General features: G+C 49.2%; 15 protein-coding genes. 3 read left to right on the forward strand and 12 right to left on the reverse strand.

From position 1 onward, the window contains the following. Positions 1-60: 60 nt before the first annotated feature. The 5 genes from E6W40_RS18310 to uvrB all read right to left on the reverse strand — a co-directional run bounded on the left by E6W40_RS18310 (position 61) and on the right by uvrB (position 8873). Positions 61-2022: a copper amine oxidase N-terminal domain-containing protein gene (locus E6W40_RS18310; protein WP_246073097.1), complete on the reverse strand. Its 1962-nt coding sequence runs from the start codon at positions 2020-2022 to the stop codon at positions 61-63. Next, complete coding sequence (locus E6W40_RS18315; RefSeq protein WP_136607086.1) at positions 2022-3158, reverse strand: S1C family serine protease; 1137 nt, start codon at positions 3156-3158, stop codon at positions 2022-2024. Before E6W40_RS18315 ends, E6W40_RS18310 begins: the two co-directional genes overlap by 1 nt. Positions 3159-3438: 280 nt before the next feature. Continuing rightward, complete coding sequence (locus E6W40_RS18320; protein ID WP_136607087.1) at positions 3439-3648, reverse strand: hypothetical protein; 210 nt, start codon at positions 3646-3648, stop codon at positions 3439-3441. Between the two features lie 249 nt (positions 3649-3897). After that, the gene (gene uvrA, locus E6W40_RS18325) at positions 3898-6759 is read right to left on the reverse strand and encodes an excinuclease ABC subunit UvrA (protein ID WP_136607088.1); all 2862 of its coding nucleotides are present in this window, start codon (positions 6757-6759) and stop codon (positions 3898-3900) included. 122 nt (positions 6760-6881) lie between these two features. Next, positions 6882-8873, reverse strand: a complete 1992-nt coding sequence (gene uvrB / locus E6W40_RS18330; RefSeq protein ID WP_136607089.1) for an excinuclease ABC subunit UvrB — start codon at positions 8871-8873, stop codon at positions 6882-6884. A 174-nt stretch (positions 8874-9047) separates the two neighbouring features. Here uvrB and E6W40_RS18335 point away from each other — a divergent pair, with 174 nt between their 5' ends. Next, positions 9048-9842 carry a flagellar motor protein gene (locus E6W40_RS18335; RefSeq protein WP_136607090.1) on the forward strand — a complete coding sequence of 265 codons (795 nt, stop codon included), beginning with the start codon at positions 9048-9050 and terminating at the stop codon, positions 9840-9842. Continuing rightward, positions 9826-10638, forward strand: coding sequence for a flagellar motor protein MotB (locus E6W40_RS18340; RefSeq protein ID WP_136607091.1), 813 nt, complete (start codon positions 9826-9828; stop codon positions 10636-10638). Before E6W40_RS18335 ends, E6W40_RS18340 begins: the two co-directional genes overlap by 17 nt. A gap of 145 nt (positions 10639-10783) precedes the next feature. Here E6W40_RS18340 and E6W40_RS18345 read toward each other — a convergent pair whose 3' ends face one another. The 5 genes from E6W40_RS18345 to ftsE all read right to left on the reverse strand — a co-directional run bounded on the left by E6W40_RS18345 (position 10784) and on the right by ftsE (position 16699). Further along, positions 10784-12079, reverse strand: a complete 1296-nt coding sequence (locus E6W40_RS18345; protein WP_374706204.1) for a PDZ domain-containing protein — start codon at positions 12077-12079, stop codon at positions 10784-10786. Positions 12080-12197: 118 nt separating this feature from the next. After that, complete coding sequence (locus E6W40_RS18350; RefSeq protein WP_136608134.1) at positions 12198-13616, reverse strand: S41 family peptidase; 1419 nt, start codon at positions 13614-13616, stop codon at positions 12198-12200. A 133-nt stretch (positions 13617-13749) separates the two neighbouring features. Continuing rightward, positions 13750-15030 (reverse strand): murein hydrolase activator EnvC family protein, encoded by a 1281-nt coding sequence (locus tag E6W40_RS18355; protein ID WP_246073098.1) that lies wholly within the window; start codon positions 15028-15030, stop codon positions 13750-13752. A 78-nt stretch (positions 15031-15108) separates the two neighbouring features. Further along, positions 15109-16023, reverse strand: a complete 915-nt coding sequence (gene ftsX / locus E6W40_RS18360) for a permease-like cell division protein FtsX (RefSeq protein ID WP_136607094.1) — start codon at positions 16021-16023, stop codon at positions 15109-15111. After that, positions 16013-16699, reverse strand: coding sequence for a cell division ATP-binding protein FtsE (gene ftsE / locus E6W40_RS18365; RefSeq protein WP_136607095.1), 687 nt, complete (start codon positions 16697-16699; stop codon positions 16013-16015). Before ftsE ends, ftsX begins: the two co-directional genes overlap by 11 nt. A gap of 210 nt (positions 16700-16909) precedes the next feature. On the opposite strand from ftsE, the gene E6W40_RS18370 reads away from it, so the two are divergent. Further along, positions 16910-18346 carry a VanW family protein gene (locus tag E6W40_RS18370; RefSeq protein WP_136607096.1) on the forward strand — a complete coding sequence of 479 codons (1437 nt, stop codon included), beginning with the start codon at positions 16910-16912 and terminating at the stop codon, positions 18344-18346. Positions 18347-18485: 139 nt separating this feature from the next. Here E6W40_RS18370 and E6W40_RS18375 read toward each other — a convergent pair whose 3' ends face one another. Beyond that, on the reverse strand, positions 18486-19763 hold the full coding sequence (locus E6W40_RS18375; RefSeq protein WP_136607097.1) for a methyl-accepting chemotaxis protein: 1278 nt from the start codon (positions 19761-19763) through the stop codon (positions 18486-18488). 64 nt (positions 19764-19827) lie between these two features. Next, entirely contained in the window at positions 19828-20172 is a 345-nt protein-coding gene (locus tag E6W40_RS18380) for a hypothetical protein (RefSeq protein WP_136607098.1), read from the reverse strand. Position 20173: the final 1 nt, after the last annotated feature.

Raw genomic sequence — 20173 nt, forward strand, 5'->3', positions numbered from 1 at the left:
TATATAATCGAATATCAAAAAGCAGCCCGGATTAGCGAGCTGCTTTTTGATGATTTATTTTTATGATTGCGGCTGTTTAATTAAGTCACTCTTTGACGGCGTCCATGTAAAAGATTTCAGGGTTTGCTCGAGTGCATCCTTTTGCGAAGCCGTTGCATTCGCATCATTCAATGATGTGCTGATCGTATAGACGATATCATTCTTTTGCAGCAAAATCTGGCGGGCGCTGTATGGTATGCCATCCTTCACTTGATGCAGTGTAATCGACACGGCAGGCTCGCCTGCAAATGTAATGTTTTCCGTCTTTTCCAGCTTGAGATCCTTTTGATATTTTGCTGCCTCGGCATAATACGATTTCAGCTGGCTGACCGCGGTGTCCAGTGAAGTGGATTTTTCAGCCGTTATGCGGAATCGTCCACCTACAAACTGATACTCAATAGGTGATTTTTCGAATTTATCCTGATTCGCCGTCCAGTATTGCGGGATATTGATTTGATATTGAAATGCCTTGGATGTCTTGGTCGTTGTCTTGGACTTGCTGATCAGGAACGCGTCCTCTTCCATCTTGCCGAAGGTGTCGGAGACAACCTCGAAGTCAATATCAATGGAATTCATCAAATCCTTGAATTTGCTCAAATCACCCTTTTGATCCTCAGGTACGGAATATTCGGTATAGTAGCGATACCCGTTATGCAGTACCATGACCTCATATTCTGTTACCCAGCCGTCACCATAATTGTATCTGACCTCATTCACAAGTCCCTTTTCACCGGAAATTTCCATAGGATATGTATTCACAATCTGATATGCATCCTGCACGAAAGATTCCTTCAGCCATGTCTTCAGATCCTCGCTCCACTGCTCCAGACTCGAGCCTTTTGGAGAGGAGGACACATTCAGCTTCAGATAGCTTCCATCCTTGCTTTCGTAATACATATTCGTGTTGTCCACACTCCAGCCGGCTGGCACGTCAAGCGAAACACCGTAGTCATCGTTATATTCGCGCCACATGCCGTTTTTGACGGTGGACAAGTCCTTAACCGTTTTATCAGCAGCGTTGTAACCGGGAGTGAAGGAATTCAGGAGTCCGGCGTATTTCTTGAGATCTTTATAGTTCGCAGCCTTCAGATCAGCAAAATACACTTCATACACGCGGTCATTGCTGTAGTACATCCGGCTTTCCCAGAACGTTCCGTCACCATCTTTAGCGATTATGCGGGCATAGGGCACCTTGGCTTGCGGGAAGCTCTCCCGGTCTACCACAATTTCTCCGGCATCCTTGGCGTCCTCTACCAGCTGTTCCAGAAGCTCGTCTGCTCCCAGCTTCACATCCTGATCCTTGGCATGCACCTCAAAATAGTAGGTATCCTCCGAATCGCTGAACGAGACAATACTCTCATCCTGCTCTCCGCTGCCAAGAATCAATCCGCTCGGGTAATTCATCGTCCATTGGTAGAAGCTGTTTCCGATTTTGGTTTTGCCAAGATCCGCATCAATTCCTACATCTTCATTATCCACAGCGTCTTCAGTCGGGGTGAGACTCACGATAAGTGAGCCTGTGCTTTCTGGAGCTATGCTGGCTCCAATCCCTTCAGCAACCAGCCTTAGTGGCACCATCAATGTGCCGGAAACCATGGCCGGAGCCGCGTCAAGCTTCACTTTGCGTCCATCCACCCAAGCGATAGGACTGCCAATCGTCATGGAAATCGTATGTGCTCCATACATCACTTTGACCACATTGCTGTTCTCGAGCCGTACTTCACTGCCAAAGGTTCGCTTGAAGAGACCAAGCGGTACCATCACGACTCCGTGATCGCTGTAAGGCTTGACGATCTTCTCTTCCTTACCGTTCATGAAAGCCGATGTACTGCCTGTTTTCACTTTGAATATCAGCTTGTCCGCTGCCGCACTATCCGCCCAAGCGGGTACAGCCGCGGAGAATATTACGCTGCACGCCAGAAGCGCAGAGCCCATTTTGAGAATCGCAGTTCTCTTCATCCGTGCATGTCCCTTCTTCCCCATTAAAATTCATCTCCGGAATCGTCTGAAGGCAGATCATCGTTCGCACCGCTATCTTGTGAAAGCACAAGCTTACGAACCACGATGTCCCCATCACTCTGCATCAACAGCTTGACGGTTTGCCCTGGCATGTAAGATTTGAACATCTCGTTGATATCCACGACAGAGGTTACGCGTTTGCCATCAATGCTGTACAGGACGTCATTTTCATGAATCCCGGCCTTTCTCGCTTCATCAGAGATGACTTTGGTTATGGTTAAAGGATCATCCGTTGGCAGACCTACAATAGCGGACCAGCTTTCCTCCATATTGAATCCAAGGCTGGGCCGCATCACTTCTCCGTATTTAAAAAGCTGATTGATGATATATTGCACCGTCTCTGCAGGAATGGAGAAACCCATGTTTTCTACCCCTACGGCAGCGAACTTCATACTATTAATGCCCAACACTTCACCCTTCATGTTCACCAGCGGGCCTCCGCTGTTGCCTGGGTTGATGGCTGTATCACTTTGAATCAAACGGTAAGAAGCATTGATCGCCCGGTTCAAACCGCTGACCACACCCACTGTTGCAGAATTGCGAAATGAAAAGGAAATTGGCGTACCGATGGCTACGACCTTTTCCCCGACCTGTGCACTTTGCGCCGACTTGGCAAATACAGCGGGTACCAGGTTCGATGCATTGATTTTGACCACTGCAAGGTCACTCGTTTCATCTACATATGTATCCGTAATTTTATATGTTTTGCCGTCCGCTGTTACAACAACTGTACTTTGCAGTCCTTTGACGACATGCGCATTCGTTACAATCCAGCCATTTGACTTAATAATGACACCCGTTCCATGCGTCAGATTGTTGCGGTTTGCGGCTGTTTTATCCGCGGGGTCCGTTGAACGGCCGATAATGCCGACAACCGACGGTGAGACATTCTTAACGATCTGCGGTACCGGATCCACGGGAACCTGCACTTTGGTGCTGACCGTATTCTTTTGGCTTTTCGCTGCAGCTGTCGTGTTCACCTTTGACTTGGCAGCCGTTTGTGTTTTTACCGCACTTTGCGCACCGGCTTCAGCAGCCCCGCTAAGCAGCATAAGACTGCAAAACAGTAAAATGACCCTCTTTTTCCCCATAGGCTTCATATGTTCACCTAGCCTTATTTTTCTATTTATACACAATACTGGGTTACGCACCCTGAATCTTAGCCCACTGTAACACACTTCCGGGTAACTGCACAATTGCTCTGAAGCCCTATCTTTTCGAGCTTACAAAAGCATCTTTCGACGAACTTTACGAACTGCGGGAACAGGCCATGCTGGATCTTCCGTTTGAATTCAAATAGGCAATAAAAAAAGACCCCTTGCGGCGCCGAAAGGCGTAAGGTGTCTTCATTCGTCGTATCATCAGTTTAACTGCGTCTTCCTAGCTCATCCAGTTCTGAACCATTGCGAAATCAGAAGCAAGGAATACCAGAAGGCAAACCACGCTGAATCCGATTGCAAACTTGTTCTTAACGGGTTGAGTGACGAGGCGAATCGTCCCGATGAGAATAAGCAGCGTAAACAAGATCATAAAAATATCAAAGGTATTGAATTTAGATGCAGCCGATGCAGCAGCTTCTGCAAGCAACATGATTGGACCTCCTCTATGTCTTCGCTCAATTTTACATATCTCTCTACATGTTATCCTTCCACGGGGATAGATGCAAGACTTCCCATAGAAAAAATTGAAATTGTCATAAAATTGCCTATTTTTGGATGCTATTTTTGTATCTTTTCATATAGTATTTACCCAAAACAACATAAATATGTTTAAGAATCTAACATTTATTATCATTTGAAAAAGCCCCTCCATGGAGGGGCTTTTTCAATTCAGCTTCTATCAGCTGCTGACCTGCAGCGCTTCAGTACGGGCTGTATCCCGCTCTAGTACCGGTTTCAGATACTTGCCTGTATATGATTCTTCTACCTTCACGATCTGCTCCGGCGTACCGGTTGCGATGATCGTTCCGCCTCCGCTCCCGCCTTCCGGTCCCAGATCAATCAGGTAGTCAGCTGTCTTGATCACATCCAGATTATGTTCAATAACAAGCACGGATTCTCCTGATTCGACCAAGCGGTGCAGCACCGTTAACAGGCGGTCGATATCGTCCACGTGAAGACCTGTCGTTGGCTCATCGAGAATATACAGCGTTTTTCCGGTGCTGCGGCGGTACAGCTCGGACGCCAGCTTCACACGCTGAGCTTCGCCGCCGGAGAGTGTGGTGGCCGGCTGGCCCATGGTAACGTAGCCCAAGCCTACATCCAGCAATGTTTGCAGCTTGCGGTGAATCTTCGGAATGTTTTTGAAAAATTCCGTCGCATCCTCCACCGTCATCTCCAGCACATCGGAGATATTCATGCCTTTGTATTTTACTTCCAGGGTTTCCCGGTTATAGCGCTTGCCCTTGCAAATTTCACAGGGTACATAAACATCCGGCAGGAAGTGCATTTCGATCTTGATGATGCCGTCTCCGCGGCAAGCCTCACATCGTCCGCCCTTAACGTTAAAACTGAAGCGGCCTTTTTTGTAGCCGCGAATCTTGGCTTCATTCGTTTGTGCGTATATGTCGCGGATATCATCAAACACGCCTGTGTAGGTTGCAGGATTGGAACGCGGAGTGCGGCCGATTGGAGATTGGTCGATATCGATGACCTTTTCCAGGTTCTCAAGCCCTCGGATCTCCTTATGCGCTCCCGGTCTGACCTTATAGGCCTTATTTAATTCCCTCGCCAGTGTCTTATATAGAATCTCATTGACCAGCGTGGATTTACCGGAACCTGACACGCCTGTAACAGCCGTAAATACGCCTATCGGAATTTTCACATTCAGGTTTTTAAGATTGTTTTCCTTCGCGCCGCGTATTTCGAGCCAGCGGTCATCCGGCTTTCTCCGCTTAGTATTGACCGGGATAAACTTGCGTCCGCTCAAGTACTGCCCGGTCAGAGAGTTCGGATCCTCCATAATTTGCTTCGGCGTCCCCTGTGCGATTACCCGGCCGCCATGAATTCCTGCTCCCGGTCCAATATCAATGATATAATCAGCTGCCATCATGGTATCTTCGTCATGCTCAACGACTATGAGCGTATTCCCAAGATTACGCATATGCTCCAGCGTGGAAATCAGCCGGTCATTGTCACGCTGATGCAGGCCGATACTCGGCTCATCCAAAATGTACAATACACCCATCAGACTGGAACCGATCTGGGTAGCAAGACGAATCCGCTGGGCTTCACCGCCGGAAAGCGTCCCTGCCGCTCGGCTCAATGTCAGGTATTCCAGTCCGACATTCACCAGGAAGCCCAATCTGCTGTTGATCTCCTTCAAGATCAAGTGCGCGATAGCACGTTCCTTCTCGCTGAGCTCGAGTGAATCGAACTTCTTCATGGCGTCCCCAATCGACAAGCTTGTCACATCGGCAATGTTGCTGTCGTTGACGGTAACCGCCAGCACTTCTTTCTTCAGGCGATGCCCTTTGCATACCTCGCAAGGTTTGGCGCTCATAAAGTTTTCGATAAATTCGCGGATCCCTTCGGAAGCCGTATCGCGGTAACGGCGCTCCAGATTCGGTATCACACCTTCAAATACAACGTATGCCTCTTTCTTCTGGCCAAAATCATTCTCGTAGCGGAAGCGCACTTTCTGGTTGCCTGTTCCGTACAGCAGCTTGTCCATATCCTCTTTCTTCAGCTGGCTGACCGGAACATCCTGCGGAATATGGTAATGCTCGCATACGGAGCTCAAGAACTGCGGATAATAGTTGGAAGTACTCCCGGTCCATGCCAGGAAGGCTCCTTCTTCAATGGACTTGTCCGTATCAGGAATGAGCAGATCCGGATCGACGATCATTTTAACGCCAAGTCCGTCACATTCCGGACAGGCACCAAACGGGCTGTTGAACGAGAACATCCGCGGAGACAGCTCTTCCATACTGAAACCGCAAATTGGGCAGGCAAAATTCGAGCTGAAGCGCAGCTCCTCCTGGCCCATAATATCCACCAACAGCTGTCCTCCGGAAAGTTTGAGCGCCGTTTCAATGGAATCGGCCAAGCGCGACTCTACGCCTTCTTTAATAACAATCCGGTCTACAACAACTTCAATCGTATGCTTCTTGTTCTTCTCCAGCTCGATACTTTCGGAAAGATCGCGAAGCTCGCCGTCCACACGCACCCGCACGAAGCCCTGTTTGGCTACATCGGCAAATAATGTTTTATGTTCACCCTTACGCCCCGAAATCAGTGGCGCAAGCAGCTGCAGTCTTGTCTTCTCCGGATAAGACATAATCCGGTCCACCATCTGCTCAACGGTCTGGGAGGTAATTTCAATGCCATGCTCCGGGCAATGGGGATGTCCAATCCGCGCAAACAATAATCTAAGATAGTCATAGATCTCGGTGACGGTTCCCACCGTTGAACGCGGATTACGGCTGGTTGTCTTCTGGTCGATCGAAATCGCCGGAGACAAGCCATCGATCGAATCGACATCCGGCTTCTCCATCTGTCCTAAGAATTGACGCGCATAAGCGGATAAGGACTCCACATAACGGCGCTGGCCTTCGGCATAGATCGTATCAAAAGCCAATGAAGATTTACCGGATCCACTGAGTCCTGTCAGCACGACAAACTTGTCCCGCGGAATGGTAATATCGATATTTTTCAGATTATGAGCCCTTGCCCCTTTAATTACGATGTTTTCACTCGCCACTGCTCGTTCATCTCCTTCAGTTCATAAAGCCGATATCTCCGAGCTTTATGGCATGGTTAGTTTATAATATCCACAAAGAGAACGACCTGAAAATGCGGGCCGTTCCCTTATTGTATCTATCTTTATTCCGCCTTCAGCTCGAGCAACGCATCGCGGAGCTCCGCGGCGCGTTCGAACTGCAGGTTCTTCGCTGCATCCTTCATCTCTGCTTCCAGACGCTGAATCACCGATTGACGATCCTTCTTCGACATTTTGCCAGCGGCCCCTGTCAGATAATCAGCCTTCGATTCTGCAACCTTGGTCGCCTCGATAACATCACGTACCTTTTTACGGATCGTTTGCGGTGTAATGCCATGCTTTTCATTATTCGCGATCTGCAAAGCGCGGCGTCGGGCCGTTTCCTTGATCGCTTTATCCATGGAATCGGTAATCTTGTCTCCGTACATGAGCACATAGCCCTCGGAGTTCCGCGCAGCCCGCCCGATCGTCTGGATCAGGGATCGTTCCGAACGAAGGAAGCCTTCCTTATCCGCATCCAGAATGGCAACCAGAGATACCTCCGGCAGATCCAGGCCTTCTCTCAGCAGATTGATCCCGATTAGCACGTGGAATACGCCCAAACGAAGATCACGCAGAATCGCCATCCGCTCCAGCGTTTTGATATCCGAATGAAGGTACCGGACCTTGATGCCGATCTCCTTCAGATAATCTGTCAAGTCCTCTGACATCTTCTTCGTAAGTGTCGTTACCAGCACCCGCTCGTCCCGGTCAATCCGTTCCCGGATTTCACCGATCAGATCATCGATTTGCCCTTCGGTTGGACGTACCTCGATCACCGGATCAAGGAGTCCTGTCGGACGAATGATCTGCTCAACCATCGTATCGCAATGCTCCATCTCATAGGGACCCGGTGTTGCAGATACATAGATGATCTGATTGACCTTGTCTTCAAACTCTTCAAATTTAAGCGGCCGGTTATCGAGTGCTGAAGGCAGACGGAAGCCGTGATCCACCAGCACCGTCTTACGCGCCCGGTCACCATTATACATCGCGCGGATCTGAGGCAGCGTGACGTGGGATTCATCCACCACGATCAGCATGTCGTCAGGGAAATAATCCATCAGCGTATATGGCGTCGCTCCCGGTTCACGGAATGTGAGCGGACCGGAATAGTTCTCGATCCCGGAGCAAAATCCGACCTCTTTCATCATCTCTATATCATAACGGGTACGCTGTTCCAGACGCTGTGCCTCCAGCAGCTTCCCTTCCGAGCGCAAATATTCAAGACGCTCTTCCAATTCTCTCTCGATATTCACCAGCGCAACCCGCATCGTCTCTTCTTTCGTTACGAAGTGAGAAGCCGGGAAGATGGCGATATGATCGCGTTCACCGACAAGCTCGCCGGTAAGCACATCAATTTCGGTAATACGCTCAATTTCATCCCCGAAAAGCTCCACACGAACGGCCTGTTCGCCTTTGGACGCAGGGAATATCTCAATGACATCACCGCGAACGCGGAATGTCCCCCGCACAAAGTTAATGTCATTGCGCTGATACTGAATGTCCACGAGCCGCGACAATATCTGATTCCGCGGCTTCTCCATGCCAACACGCAGGGACAACAGCAAACTGGAATACTCAATTGGAGAACCGAGACCATAGATACAGGAAACACTGGCGACGATGATCACATCGCGCCGTTCAAACAGCGAGCTGGTCGCGGAGTGGCGCAGCTTATCGATTTCCTCGTTTATGCTTGAATCCTTCTCGATATAAGTATCAGATGAAGGGATATATGCCTCAGGTTGATAATAATCATAGTAGCTGACAAAATAGTCCACTGAATTGTTCGGGAAAAATTCCTTGAATTCACTCGCAAGTTGGGCTGCCAGCGTCTTGTTATGGGCAATGACCAGCGTCGGACGGTTTACTTTGGCAATGGTCTGCGCGATCGTAAACGTCTTCCCCGTGCCTGTTGCCCCCAGCAAAGTCTGGTGACGCTTCCCCTGCTCAAGTCCCTCTACCAGCTCCGTAATCGCTTTGGGCTGGTCACCTTGAGGTGTATATTCCGATAAAAGCTCAAACGGATCGGTACTGACGACAATATCACTCATTGCCCAACATCACCCTTATCATCTAAAATAGATATTCTAAACTATATGTCGAGATTTCCCGATAATATGAATAGGAAATCCTTGTTGGAATAGGAATATTTGTTCCCGTCTATTATACTCTGATCGTTTGCTCTATGCAAACCCAAACTCGTGGATAGGAGTGATATCAACAACATGGAAATAACAACCATCATCGGCATACTGGCCGGCCTAGCTGCGCTGGTAGGAGGCTTTTTATGGGAAGGAGGTCGAATTAACGGACTTATGCAAGGAGCGGCGGCGCTCATCGTATTTGGTGGCACGTTCGCCGCTGTCGTGGTCAGCTTTCCGCTGACACGGCTCAAAACAATTCCCAAAGCACTGCGCTTTGCCTTCACCCGGCAGCCGGATAATACCGAGCAGCTGATTGAAGAAATGGTTAACATGGCAACATCGGCTCGCCGCAGCGGGGTATTATCCCTGGAACGGCTGGTACAGGATCATCCAAACTCTTTTTTGCGCGAAGGCATTCAAATGGTTGTCGACGGAACGGATGATACTCTCCTGAGACAGATCATGGAGCTGGAGATCGACGCCGTTGAACAGAAGCATGAAGGCTATGCGAAAATATTTGAATCTGCCGGCGGCTATGCTCCTACCATGGGCATCATCGGTACTGTCATGGGACTGATTCATGTCCTTGGCAGCCTGTCTGAGCCAACGGATCTGGGACCTTCCATAGCCGTTGCTTTTACAGCCACGCTATATGGTGTTGCCAGCGCCAATATTATCTTTTTACCCATTGCGTCTAAAATTAAGTCACGCAGCGCCGATGAAATTCAGAACATGGAGCTTCTGCTTGAGGGCATTCTTGCCGTCCAAAACGGTGAGCACCCCAATCTGGTGCGCAAAAAGCTTATATCCTTCACGCCCGCGGAACGCTATCATGTCCCTGCGGTGAAGGAGGGATTCGATGAGACAGCGGACTAACCGCCTTGGGCGACGCAAGCGAGGAAAAGACGGCGACAATGGACAGGACCGGTGGCTGATCACCTATGCAGATCTCATCACCCTGCTTCTTATTTTCTTCGTGATGATGTTTGCCATGAGCCGGCTGGATACTCAAAAGTACAAGGAGATTACCCAGTCTCTCCAGCTCACCTTTAAAAGCGGCGACTCTATTCTCGATCAAGGATCCGGCATTACCGGCACAGCGGACAAGTACAATCACAAAAATCCGGATATTGCCGCGAAACCGCAGCAGCAGCCAAGCAAAGACGTGAATCAGATGACGGATCGGGAGCTTGCCTTCCGCAAGCAGGAGCAGGAGCTTCAGAACCTGATGAAGGTCATCTCGAATTACGTGAAGGACAACAAGCTGGAGGATCAAATCTTCGTCGCCGACCAGCCACAGGGCATCTCAATCACGCTCAGTGACAAATTTTTATTTGACGTCGGCAAAGCAGATCTAAAGACCGGTTCCGTTCCGGTAATGGACAAGCTCGCCAGTCTGTTCAAAGAGCTGCATACCATCATCAGCATTGAAGGGCATACGGACAACCTTCCCATTGTATATGCCTCCAAGTATAAAGACAATTGGGAGCTGTCAGGTGCACGAGCGCTCTCGGTTCTGCGTTATTTCCTGGATCAAAGGCATTTGGATGCTGAGGAATTCCAGTACGCAGGTTATGCTGACACCCGTCCGGCTGCAGATAATGCAACCGAAGCAGGGCGGCAGAAAAACCGGCGCGTAGAAATCATCGTGCTGCGTCAGCTCAAAGAATAGATAAGTTATGAAGTAGCTGAAATCATCAATTGATAATCATTCCTGATATATTAAAAAGGCGGTCAACCCCAGGGTTCCCGCCTTTTCTTATTCACGAAAAGAAGCTTGGATCCGGTATGGATCCAAGCTTCTTTTGCAATTCAGGCTACATCTCAGCAGCATTGCCATCCTTGGCTTTAGTGAGCTGTGCCTCGTTCGTTTTATTTTTCGACTGTACCTTCATAGCGATCAGTTGAAAGATACTGACCGGCTTCATCACCAGTGCGACTCCGGCATCCGGATCCGGCGCGAGAATCGCCCCGAGCTGATGATGTTCTCCGGCGTAGATCGCACGCTGCAGGAATTTGCTTTCCCCCTGCAGATTGCGGACCTCCAGCTTGCAAAAGGCTGAATTTTTCCGCAAAGCGGCATGCATCTGCTCCTTGCTGCGGATGGAAATACCGTTAATCTTCACGATCGACTCCCCCGCAAGGATCCCCAGGCTTTCAGCCGGACTGCCAGGAATGACAGCCAGCACCTTCAGACCCAGCTGCGGGTGAACAAACAGCGCTCCGCTTTGCTGCTCTTCCTGGCGGCTGTACCACAGCAGCCCCTCATGCACCAGGATGCTGACAAGGGCCGCAGCAATGATCAGCGGCTTCCACCAGGCTGCCAGCAGGCTGAGTGCCAGCAGTACGATGCTGTACACGAGGAGCCGCTTGAAGGTTTTGTTAGCCTTAACCTGCGGCAGCATGCTCTGGGTCATTTCACTAAAGCCGATCACAACCGGCAGTGCCGCCATGCTGAAGCCGCTGCTCCAGCCATCTCCACCAAGCAGCGGAGTCCAAGGCAGCAGCGCACCCGTTGTTTGAGCTGGGATCAACAGAAAGAGCGGAATTGGCCAAAAAGCCTGCATTTGATAGCCTCCGACCAGCTTTCCCCGCTTGCTCTCCATAAAGACGGGATTGGCGAATCCGGCGCCCTGCAGCTTCACGAGAAGTGCTTCAGCCAAATGCAAAACGGCTACAAGAGCCAGCAGTGCCGGGATATCCAATCCCCTAATGGTGTCTGCTGCCGTCCCCGCCAATGCTTCCGGCTTCCAGTCTGGAAAGAAGCCCAGAACAAACTGAATGACGCCAAGAATACCTATTGAATATGCAAAACATAAATAACGTACGCGGAAGAGCAGCAGAATGATTGCAACGATCCAAATGCACCACACAGCCTGCTGTGAAAGTGAAATACCAAGAAAAGCAATGACGACGGATACGCTTATCCCCGCAAGCAGGCCTCCGATGAAGGTCCTCAAGGTCTGCAGCACCCAGCTGTGCAGCCGCACATGGAAAAGCCTGCGTTCCAGCAGCACCTGCCTTCGGTACACCAGCATCATAAACAATATGGAGATATAGTAAAACGGCTGCAGCAGGAGCTGTACCAATGCATCCGTCCAATGCCAAAGCATTTCCAAAGCGACTTCCAAGTCATGTCACTCCCCTTCCCTGATGAAACGTTACTTTAGTTATCGATCGAAGCCAAACGATGGATGAAACAAAGAAAAAAAGAAGGCTCAAGAGCCTTCTTTAATGATTCGACGCACCGGCTGCGATTTCCTTCTGAACCTCGGCAATCCCTGCCTTCAGCTGGTTATCGGTTTTCGGATCACGTATATGCTTGATCAGTTCCGTTTCCAGAGCTTCCGCTGTCTTCGCGTCAACACTACCGCTTTCGCTCAGCTTTTGCGCTTTCTGGAATGACTTAACCGATGTCTCCGTCTTCTGGTCAAAGAATCCGTCTTTGCGTCCCGGCTTGAAGCCGAGAGCATCGAGCATAATTTGTGCACTCTTGATATCCGTATTGTTCATGTTGTACTTCAAGGTTGTCTCTTTGTTAATCGGTGCCACCGAGAAGTAATCTGGCTGTGCTACCGCAATATCCGGCTTAATGCCCTTCTTGTGAATCCAGCTGCCGTTAGGTGTCAGCCATTTCGCAATGGTGATCTTCAACAAGCTGCCGTCGCCCAGCTGCTTGCTAAAGCTTGTTTGCACGGTGCCTTTGCCGAAGGAATTTTCACCCATCAGCTTCGCCCCTGCGGACTGCTGAAGTGCCCCTGCCAAAATCTCCGAAGCGCTGGCGCTGCCTTTATTCATCAGCAAGGTTACCGGATAGGACTTACCGCTTCCCTTGGACAAGTTCTGATCACGTTTCTTGTTCTTGTCTTCGACCTGCACGATCAGCTTGCCTTTAGGCACAAACTGTTCTGCAATATCGATAACAACCGACAGAACGCCACCCGGATTATTCCGGACATCGATCACAAGGCCTTGCATGCCTTCGCCTTCCAGCTTGGACAGCTCCTGCTTGAAGCGTTCACCCGTATTCAGGGAAAACTGGGTAATTTCAATGACTCCAATTTTGCCCGGTTCCATATGAGCCTTAACGGTCTCTACATCTACGTCCCCTCTGACAATGGAGTATTCGATCGGAGCAGTCGAACCGCTGCGCTTGATCGTCAGCTTGGCTTCACTGCCTTTGGGACCGCGAATTTTCGATACAGCATCATTCAATTCCAGACCATGGAGCGATTCACCGTTGACGGTAAGGATAACATCCTTCGCACGTATGCCGGCTTTCTCAGCCGGTGAGCCTTTAATCGGAGAAACCACTACAACGTTGCCGTCCTCGGAGGATACCTCAGCGCCAATACCGCTGAAGGAGCCTTCAATGGTTTCCTCGAACTCTTCCGCTGTTTTTTTGCCCATATAGGAGGAATAAGGATCATCAAGGGATTGCATCATCCCGTTAATCGCACCGTCCACCAGTTTGCTGCGGTCCACATCCTGATAATAATTCGACTGGATGAGATCCAGAGCTGTACCGATTTTTTTAGCTTCATCCTGCTTCAGACCGCCGGTTATGCTCGCAAGCACTCCTTGCCCCGTAGCCTGAGTGGCAAAGCTTGAACCTGTCAATGCCAGTGTCAGTACGCTTCCGCCTAGCATGGCCAGAAGGACCAACAATACGACTGTACGTTTTTTCAAGTGTGATCACCGCCTTTTAGTCTCCGTCCAAGCCTTACAGGACCAATTCCAACCATTCTAGTATATGTCCGGCTTGTACGGAATATTTATACGCCTACAAATAAGGCATCGGATTCACAGCGGTACCGTTCTCACGTACTTCGAAATGCAGATGGGGACCTGTAACCTGTCCTGTCGCTCCGGATTCCGCAATCACCTGGCCGCGGCTGACATGATCGCCAACCTTAACCTTGATTCCGCCGGTGCGGATATGGCCATAAAGCGTCCACATACCGCCTCCATGATCGATAATAACACAGTTGCCGTAGCCGCTCCACCATTCAGCCAAGGTCACCGTTCCTTCATCTGCGGCGTGGATTGGTGTTCCCTGCGGAACGGCCAAGTCGACGCCTGTATGCATTTTTCCGACTTCACCCGTAACCGGATGAACTCTTCGCCCGAACCCAGAGGAAATGCGGGCTCCGCTTACCGGCATATACAATGGACCGCCATTTCCGCTAAACCCTCCGGAGCTTGCGATCGACGTTTTGCCGCTCTTCTTCGCTGCCGCCGCCTTCTTCGCCGCCGCAGCCTTAGCTGCAGCCGCGCGTTTTGCCGCTGCTTCCGCTTTCAGCTTGTTTTTCTCCTGCTGCAGCGCGGAACGCTTGCTCACCAGTTTCACGAGCATTTCATTCTGCTCTTCGCTGATGTCATCATTTTCCTCAATCTGCTGATCGTACTTGGCAATCAGGATCTGCTTTTGCTTCTCGTTCTCGTCCAAAATGGATTTTTGGCTCTCCATCTCGGCGTACAGATCCTTTGCCTTGGCATACTGACCCTCAAGTTCTTTCTTCTGTTCCAGTACCAGCGCCTTGTCCTTCTTATGTTGTTCAAGCAGATCCTTGTCCTGATCCACAAAATTCTTGAGCGAATCCGCCCGTTCCAGGAAATCCGAGAAGCTTGTGGAAGACATCAGCACTTCCAGGTAAGAAACGCTGCCATCGGTATACATCAGTCGAACACGTGACTCCAGCATTTTTTCCCGGGACTGAATCCGGTCCTCCGTTGCATCCAGCTCGGTCGCTGTCGTATGGAGCTTATCCTGTGTATCGTCGATCTGAACCGAAATACTTGTCATCTTATTGCTGACTTGGTTGATCTGATCGAGCACATATTGTAAATTTTGCGTTGTTTTATTTTTATAATGCTGCGCTTCCTGCTTTTGTGAATCCGCCTTTTCTTTCTGCACTTTGGCAGACTTCGCTTGCTGCTGCAGGAGATTCAGCTCATGTTCGATCTGGTCAACGGTTCTCTTTTTGGCATACCCTTCAGTGGGCTGAAAAACAGTGGCCGCCAATAAGATAACGGCAAGTACAGAAGCTATCTTTTTTTTCAACTTGCGCTCCCCATCCTTTTCAAATAATTTTCCGTATGGAGTCATCCCGACATGGTTACAACTTGCTCCGTGATTGATCTATACCTTCAAAAATTTGCGAATAGATAGGGTCGTTCCCCACATACCGATGAGTATACCGAGAATCATTAGAAGTCCGCCCCACTGCCACATCTCGTTCACAGGCAGCAGTGACATTTGCAGTGAAATATCCGAGCCGACAGATGCGGCCAGGCGGTCGTAACCAAAAAACAGAATCAGTACTGTAATCACTGAGCCGATCAATCCGATCAGCGTACCTTCAACAAAGAACGGCCAGCGGATAAAGGCGTTCGTCGCACCCACCAGCTTCATAATGCCGATCTCCCGGCGCCGTGCCAGGATGGTTACCCGGATCGTATTGGAAATAAGGAACATCGACATCAATGCCATACCGGCCACGAAAATAAAGCCGATGTTGCGCACCGCACGCGTCACCTTGAAGAGCGTCTCAATCGTTCCTTTGCCGTACTTCACCTTCATAATCGGCTGCTGCTCGGTATGGCTGGTGTTGAGCGCTTCGATTTTCTTGGATACGAAAGGAACGGTGGTTGGTTCGTACACTTCGATCTTGAACGCATCCGGCAGCGGATTGTTGTCCTTGTCAAAGCCTTCGAGAAGATCCTTGCCTTCTTCACCCATGCTCTTACGGAAATCATCCAATCCTTGTTCCTTGGAAATAAAATCGATCTTGCTGACCTCAGGCATCGCCGCGATCTCTTTCTGTACAGCCTCGCGCAGCTTCTGGTCCACGTTCAAATTCAGGTAAGCCCGGATCTGCACCTGCTTGTCCGCCTTGTCGGCGACAGCATTCACATTCAGTACAAGCAGAATAAATACGCCCAAAATGAATAGAGATACGATAATGGATACTACGGATGCGACAGACATCCAACCGTTGCGGAATACGTTCTTCGCTCCTTCCCGCAAATGTCGCAAGAAGGTGTTAAAAGTCATAACCGTATTCTCCTCTCAGCTGGTCGCGCACAATGTTGCCTTGTTCAATCGCGATGACGCGTTTGCGCATCGTGTTCACGATATCCTTGTTGTGGGTGGCCATAACAATGGTTGTTCCGCGGAAATTGATTTCATCCAGCAGCTGCATGATGCCCCATGAGGTTTCAGGGTCAAGGTTGCCGGTAGGCTCGTCCGCAATAATAACGGAGGGGTTGTTTACGATGGCACGGGCAATGGCGATACGCTGCTGCTCCCCGCCGGAGAGCTGGGCAGGCTGACGATTTGCTTTGGACTTGAGTCCCACCAGGTCCAGCACTTCCATCACCCGTTTTTTCATCTGCCGTTTCGGGGCTTCAATAACTTCCATGGCAAAAGCTACATTTTCAAAAGCCGTAAGCCTGGGCAAAAGACGAAAATCCTGAAATATAACGCCGATATTGCGTCTGACGTAAGGAATCTTACGCTGCTTCAGCTTGCCTATATTAAACCCGTTTACGGAGATTTGCCCTTTCGTTGGTACTTCTTCTCTATAAATGAGCTTCATAAAAGTCGATTTACCTGCGCCGGACGGGCCGACGACATATACAAATTCATTACGGTCAATCTTGACGGACACCCCTTGAAGCGCATGGGTTCCATTGGGGTATGTCTTCCACACATCCTGCATTTCAATCACTTCATTATCACTTCCTAATTACATAATTAGCCATTATAATTTCGACACGTTCCAGCTAATTCCTTTAAAAAACTTTAGAAATCATCACGATGTTTTTTATTGTAACAAATTTGTTACCTTTTGAGTACCCGAAATTTTTCCAAATGTTTTACATATATATGAAAAATAGACTCAACCGCGTTTAATAAGAAGCCAAAAAAGGTGGGAGCCATGAAAAAATTTCATTTTATTCTGATCATCACTGCCAGTATCATGCTGATCGGTTCCGTCACCGCCGGATGGATCCATCTTTATATCAGCCAGAATACCATTCCCGATCATGTTCAGGTGGGTGGCTGGGATGTGGGCGGTAAGAAGAAAGATGATGTCTTAAAGGAGCTTGATGCCAAGCTGAATGGTCTTCAGCAGCAGCCGCTCACACTGTCCGTGGAAGCCAAGGATGTGCCTGACGTTACGATCACGTTGAAAAATGCCGGAATCACGTTTGAAGCTGATGCCTTCCGCAGCGCGGTTGCACGCTTGTATGATGAAAGCTGGTCCGAGCGGATGAATGCACGGAGACATTTCCAGCAGGAATGGAACATAACCCCGCACTGGAATACAGCCTTGATCAAGCAAAGATTTGGTCCCGCTTGGGAAGAAAAGAATTTCGGCAAGCCTGTAGATGCCGCGCGCCGGATCACCAAAGCAGACGAAGTTGCATATACGCCCGAGATATCTGTTCTCCGCATCGATTGGGAAACTTTTATCCAAACCATGACCGACCTCATCCCCAAAAGTTTCTTCAATCCGGATGAGTCCGCATCGCCCCTGAAAATAAAGCTTCCTTTATATACAATGAAACCAGAGGTTACGATAAGCAGCCTGAAGGAAGAGGGCATCGACCGTAAAATTATAGAATTCAACACCGGCCTCGGCTCAAGCGCAGCGGGTCGTATATATAATGTAAGTTCTGCCGCAATGGCCATCGATGGGATGATATTGAAGCCGGACGATATTTTCGATTACAGCAAGGTGATTGCCAAAGCCGAGGAGAAATACGGTTTCCGCGAAGCCCCCGTTATTCTGAACGGGAAGCTGGTTCCCGGCATCGGTGGAGGGATCTGTCAGGTATCGAGCACCGTATATAACGCGGCACTGCGGACCGGCCTTCAAATTGTGGAACGGCGCAACCACTCTCTCCCTGTCAGCTATCTGCCAAAAGGCCAGGATGCTACCTTTGCCGAAGGCTCCATCAATTTCCGCTTTAAAAATACAACCGGCAAATCGCTCATTATCCGTGCCTTTGTAGAAGGCAATACATTGACCGTGAAATTTTTCGGCACCTTCCCTAAAAATACTGAGTATTCGCTGGAATCACGCACCGTCGAGACCCTACCCGTAACAGAGAAGCTCGTCGAGAACAAGGATATTCAGGTTGGCGCACAGGAAGTACTGCAGGAAGGCAAACCAGGATATATTGTGGAAACGTATCAGATTAAAAAGGTTAACGGTAAAATTGTCGAACGCAAACGGATTTCCAGCGACACCTACCGTGCTCAGAATCGGTTGATCGCCGTTCATTCTGTAGAATCTGGAAGCGGTAATGATTCCTCCGGCAGCAAAGACCAAATCGTCGAGGACGGTGTGAGCGGACCTAATTTCTGAGCCGGAATACCAGTTTATCCCCATGCTGCCATTGAATCGGTATATCAACCTGGCGTTTAACAACGAATAAGGCGACCATTCCTTCGCTTCTTAGCGGAAAGGAGGTCGCCTTATTCGTTTCGTTCCATCGGGTAGCTTTCTAGTGAGTTTGTTCTTGGGTCTCGGTCTCTTGAGTATCATGCAGCAATTCGCGGTACTGGTTAATGACAAGCCCAAGTTCATCTGAAAAATCATTCAGAGATTCGGTAGCACTTGAAATCTGCTGCATAATGGCATGATGCTCTTCTACCGCTTGCGTTACGTTGTTCATTTCTGTTGTTGTTTTAACGGCAATCTGCTCCGTTTTTTGCATAGCAACGACCAATTGCTCGGCACCCGCGGCGATTTCCTCAACCGACGAGGACACCTCCTGCATTTGACCTGCCACCTCGCCGATGGAAAGCTTAATGAATTCGAACGATTCTCCAGCTTCATTAACGACCCTAAGACCATCATCCACTTGACCTGCCACTACTTTCGTGGAGTTAACCGCTTGTGAGGTTTCTTTTAATATCACGGAAACGACCTGCGTAACTTGCTTGGCCGATTGCGATGATTGTTCAGCCAGGTTGCGTACCTCGCTGGCAATAACCGAGAATCCCCGGCCCTCATCCCCAAAACGCGCCGCTTCAATAGCTGCATTCAGTGCCAGCAAATGTGTCTGTTCGGCAATTTCTCTAATCATGGAGACGAACGAGACAACTTCCCGGGAACTTTTATCCAGCCGGCTCATGGTGTCGACCAAGGAATGGACCGTTGTATTCGCCTCATCCATTCGTTCAATGGCAGTCAAGATTGAATCCTGACCTTTGGTTGCTTTTACCGAAGATTCATTCGCCGCTTCAGCAGCTTCATCGGCACTTCCCGAGATATGACGGATTGCACCTACGACATCGCTTACGGTATTGGAGCTTGTACGAATCATATCGGTCTGCTCATTGGAATCTGCAGATACGCCCAGTGTCGCTTCCTTAATCATATCAGAGACGTAGAAACCCATTTCTGCGTTTGACTTGACCTGCTCGATGGTGTCTGCGATTTTCGAAATGTGGGCATTCACCTGATCCGAAAGATCCTTATTCTGAATGCCTTCTATATTGCTGCCACTATTATAAATATGCAAATCTTCCACACTTGTTTCTACATCTGCTGTCTGATTCGTCTTCGATTGATTCCCGGCCGACCGCAGCAGCCACATCGCAACCCCATAGCTGATCGGCACAATCAGCACCAGACTAATGATCAATCCGATTAATGCAGGAACCCCTAGTAAAAAGCAAACGAGATTGATAATAACTACAGCTCCTGAGAACAACCCTGCTCCTTGCAGGCCCATCTTTCTATACTGCATATGTATGTTGGGATGGTTGACTTTCATGGTGTATCTCTCCACCTATCTGGTTGCACCCGATGTCCTTAGACACCGGGTGCATAATAAATTATTAGTTTTGTAGAAATGCTTCTGCTTCGTCCAATTTTTCAAAGGAATCAACGACGTCGCCAAACATCCGCTTCATTTGCAGTTTAGATACGGCTGAACCTGTATAATAAGCCCATTTCGTAAGACCCTTATCAACGGAAAGCTGTCCAAGATGACTCAATTTCTCAGCCACATCCATCGTGAACAATTTTCCTTCGCTCAAATCTGTCATTCCGGTAAAACCAGGTTTTACGCTCTCAAGCGACTTCGTGAAGTCAGTGATGTAATCATTCACATTGTCCTTGTTAATTTCCTGTACTTTAACAGTAAGTCGGTTAAGTGCGGCATCATAAGTAATTGTGTACATG

Source organism: Paenibacillus dokdonensis, from assembly GCF_004916975.1.
Classification (GTDB): Bacteria; Bacillota; Bacilli; order Paenibacillales; family Paenibacillaceae; genus Paenibacillus_AQ; species Paenibacillus_AQ dokdonensis.

Bases quoted from the DNA above. Each gene is read 5' to 3' on its own strand.
- E6W40_RS18375 (WP_136607097.1), bottom strand. From the start codon at position 19,763: ATGAAAGTCAACCATCCCAACATACATATGCAGTATAGAAAGATGGGC.
- E6W40_RS18335 (WP_136607090.1), top strand. From the start codon at position 9,048: ATGGAAATAACAACCATCATCGGCATACTGGCCGGCCTAGCTGCGCTG.
- E6W40_RS18310 (WP_246073097.1), bottom strand. From the start codon at position 2,022: ATGGGGAAGAAGGGACATGCACGGATGAAGAGAACTGCGATTCTCAAA.
- E6W40_RS18350 (WP_136608134.1), bottom strand. From the start codon at position 13,616: ATGCTAGGCGGAAGCGTACTGACACTGGCATTGACAGGTTCAAGCTTT.
- E6W40_RS18320 (WP_136607087.1), bottom strand. From the start codon at position 3,648: ATGTTGCTTGCAGAAGCTGCTGCATCGGCTGCATCTAAATTCAATACC.
- uvrB (WP_136607089.1), bottom strand. From the start codon at position 8,873: ATGAGTGATATTGTCGTCAGTACCGATCCGTTTGAGCTTTTATCGGAA.
- ftsX (WP_136607094.1), bottom strand. From the start codon at position 16,023: ATGACTTTTAACACCTTCTTGCGACATTTGCGGGAAGGAGCGAAGAAC.
- E6W40_RS18380 (WP_136607098.1), bottom strand. From the start codon at position 20,172: ATGTACACAATTACTTATGATGCCGCACTTAACCGACTTACTGTTAAA.
- E6W40_RS18340 (WP_136607091.1), top strand. From the start codon at position 9,826: ATGAGACAGCGGACTAACCGCCTTGGGCGACGCAAGCGAGGAAAAGAC.
- E6W40_RS18345 (WP_374706204.1), bottom strand. From the start codon at position 12,079: ATGCTTTGGCATTGGACGGATGCATTGGTACAGCTCCTGCTGCAGCCG.
- E6W40_RS18315 (WP_136607086.1), bottom strand. From the start codon at position 3,158: ATGAAGCCTATGGGGAAAAAGAGGGTCATTTTACTGTTTTGCAGTCTT.
- E6W40_RS18370 (WP_136607096.1), top strand. From the start codon at position 16,910: ATGAAAAAATTTCATTTTATTCTGATCATCACTGCCAGTATCATGCTG.